The organism is Mesorhizobium sp. M2A.F.Ca.ET.067.02.1.1, from assembly GCF_004023285.1.
Taxonomy (GTDB): Bacteria; Pseudomonadota; Alphaproteobacteria; order Rhizobiales; family Rhizobiaceae; genus Mesorhizobium.
This window is the reverse complement of record NZ_RZSB01000832.1, coordinates 1-2,451: the sequence shown is the minus strand read 5'-3', so window position 1 is coordinate 2,451 and position 2,451 is coordinate 1. Positions and strand designations below refer to the sequence as shown.

At 61.0% G+C, this 2,451-nt stretch carries 3 protein-coding genes; all 3 read left to right on the top strand.

The genetic code is table 11. The annotated features are described in order from the left end of the window. A partial coding sequence (locus EOA28_RS32465; protein ID WP_148671001.1) for an ABC transporter ATP-binding protein occupies positions 1-690 on the top strand: 690 nt, incomplete at its 5' end. A 14-nt stretch (positions 691-704) separates the two neighbouring features. Further along, entirely contained in the window at positions 705-1,052 is a 348-nt protein-coding gene (locus EOA28_RS32460; RefSeq protein ID WP_126063959.1) for a DUF6867 family protein, read from the top strand. Positions 1,053-1,189: 137 nt separating this feature from the next. Beyond that, entirely contained in the window at positions 1,190-2,308 is a 1,119-nt protein-coding gene (locus tag EOA28_RS32455) for a branched-chain amino acid ABC transporter substrate-binding protein (RefSeq protein WP_127249635.1), read from the top strand. Positions 2,309-2,451 lie beyond the last annotated feature (143 nt).

The window sequence follows — 2,451 nt, the reverse complement described above, 5'->3', positions numbered from 1 at the left end:
ACCTACTACGGCAACATCCGGGCGCTGAACGGCGTCGATGTCAGCGTCAACCAGGGTGAGATCGTGGCGCTGATCGGCGCCAACGGCGCCGGCAAGTCGACGCTGATGATGACCATCTTCGGGGCCCCGCGCGCCCGCGCCGGCACCATCACCTTCGCCGGCACCGACATCACCAAGATGCCGACGCATGAAATCGCGCGGCTGCGCATCGCGCAATCCCCGGAAGGCAGACGCATCTTCCCGCGCATGACGGTGATGGAAAATCTGCAGATGGGCGCCAGCCTCGACAATCTCAAGCATTACGACGAGGACGTCGAGAAGGTGTTCACGCTGTTCCCGCGCCTGAAGGAGCGCATCGGCCAGCGCGGCGGCACGCTTTCAGGCGGCGAGCAGCAGATGCTGTCGATCGGTCGCGCGCTGATGGCGCGGCCGAAGCTCCTGCTGCTCGACGAGCCGTCGCTGGGTCTCGCGCCGTTGATCGTCAAGCAGATCTTCGACGCCATCCGCGAGCTCAACAAGACGCAGGGGCTGACCGTGTTCCTGGTCGAGCAGAATGCCTTCGGCGCCCTGAAGCTCGCCGACCGCGGCTATGTCATGGTCAACGGCAATGTGACCATGAGCGGCTCCGGCAAGGAACTGCTCGCCAATCCGGAAGTGCGCGCCGCCTATCTCGAAGGCGGTCATCACTAAGAGAGGTCTTCATCATGCAAGGTATTCTCTACGAAGAAGCCTCGATCTGGCAGTTCCTGTTCGTCACCTGCCTGCTCGGCGGCTGGGCGGCATGGATGACCGGCAAGGCGGCGGCGCAGACCTGGAGCAGCCACGTTCAGCTGTTCTTCTACATGCTCGGTCTCGGTATCGGCATCCGGTTCATCCATCACGCGCTGTTCGGCGGCACGATGTTCTCGCTGCATTACTATATCGTCGACACCATCGTGCTGATGGTACTGGGCTTCCTCGGCTATCAATACACGCGCACCAACCAGATGGTGACGCAGTATAACTGGCTCTATGAAAGAGCTTCCTTATTAAGCTGGAAGCCGAAGGTTTGACGTTTATGATTAACGCCTTTTCGGGGATGAATTGGCGTGACAAGTGCCTGAAAATCGGCATTCTATGCTTTCTGCGATAAGGGTGGGCATCGCATGAAAGCATCATCCACGCCCACTCCGTAAATGGGAGCGTTTCAATGAAAAAATCACTCTTGTCCGCCGTTGCGCTGACCGCGTTCATCGCGTTCAGCGGCAGCGCGTGGGCCGATATCCTGATCGGCGTCGCCGGTCCGATCACCGGCCCGAACGCGGCCTTCGGCGCACAGCTGCAGAAGGGCGCGGAACAGGCTGTCGCCGACATCAACGCGGCGGGCGGCGTCAATGGCCAGCAGCTCAAGATCGAGATCGGTGACGACGTCTCCGATCCCAAGCAAGGCATCTCGGTCGCCAACAAGTTCGTCGCCGACGGCGTCAAGTTCGTCGACGGCCACTTCAACTCGGGCGTGACCATTCCGGCATCGGAAGTCTATGCCGAAAACGGCATCCTCGTCATGACGCCGTCGGCAACCAATCCTAAGCTTACCGAGCGCGGCCTGTGGAACACCTTCCGCACCTGCGGTCGCGACGACCAGCAGGGCAAGGTGGCCGGCGACTACATCGCCAAGAACTTCAAGGACGCCAAGATCGCCATCGTCCATGACAAGACGCCATACGGCCAGGGCCTTGCCGACGAGACCAAGAAGAACCTCAACGCCAACGGCATCAAGGAAGTGATGTATGAAGGCATCAATGTCGGCGACAAGGACTTCTCGGCCCTCATCGCCAAGATGAAGGAAAACAATGTCAACCTGATCTACTGGGGTGGCCTGCACACCGAAGCCGGCCTGATCATCCGCCAGACAGCCGACCAGGGCCTGAAGGCGCCGATGTTCTCGGGCGATGGCATCGTCTCCAATGAACTGGCCTCGATCGCGGGTGACGCGGTTGCTGGCACGCTCAACACCTTCGCTCCGGATCCGCGCAAGAACCCGGACGCCAAGGAAGTGGTGGAGAAGTTCCGCGCCGCCGGCTTCGAGCCGGAAGCCTACACGCTCTACTCCTATGCCGCCGTGCAGATCATTGCCCAGGCCATCGCCAAGGTCGGTTCGGCCGACGATGCGCAGAAGGTTGCCGAAGTGATCAAGTCCGGCGGTCCGTGGAAGACGGTTATTGGTGAGATCGGCTATGACGCCAAGGGCGATATCACCCGTCCCGACTACGTCATCTACGAATGGAAGAAGGGTGACGACGGCAAGTATAGCTACTTCGAGAAATAAGTCGGCAAATAGAAGCCGACTTGCAACGAATGCCCGGCGCTTGCGCCGGGCATTTTTTTGTGCGGCCGCAGCCGGCCGGAAGCCTCGCCCGGCGGGCTCGGAACGCGCCCTCGCCGCCCGCGACAGACCGGCGGAGGAGCAAC

Bases quoted from the DNA above. Each gene is read 5' to 3' on its own strand.
- EOA28_RS32460 (WP_126063959.1), top strand. From the start codon at position 705: ATGCAAGGTATTCTCTACGAAGAAGCCTCGATCTGGCAGTTCCTGTTC.
- EOA28_RS32455 (WP_127249635.1), top strand. From the start codon at position 1,190: ATGAAAAAATCACTCTTGTCCGCCGTTGCGCTGACCGCGTTCATCGCG.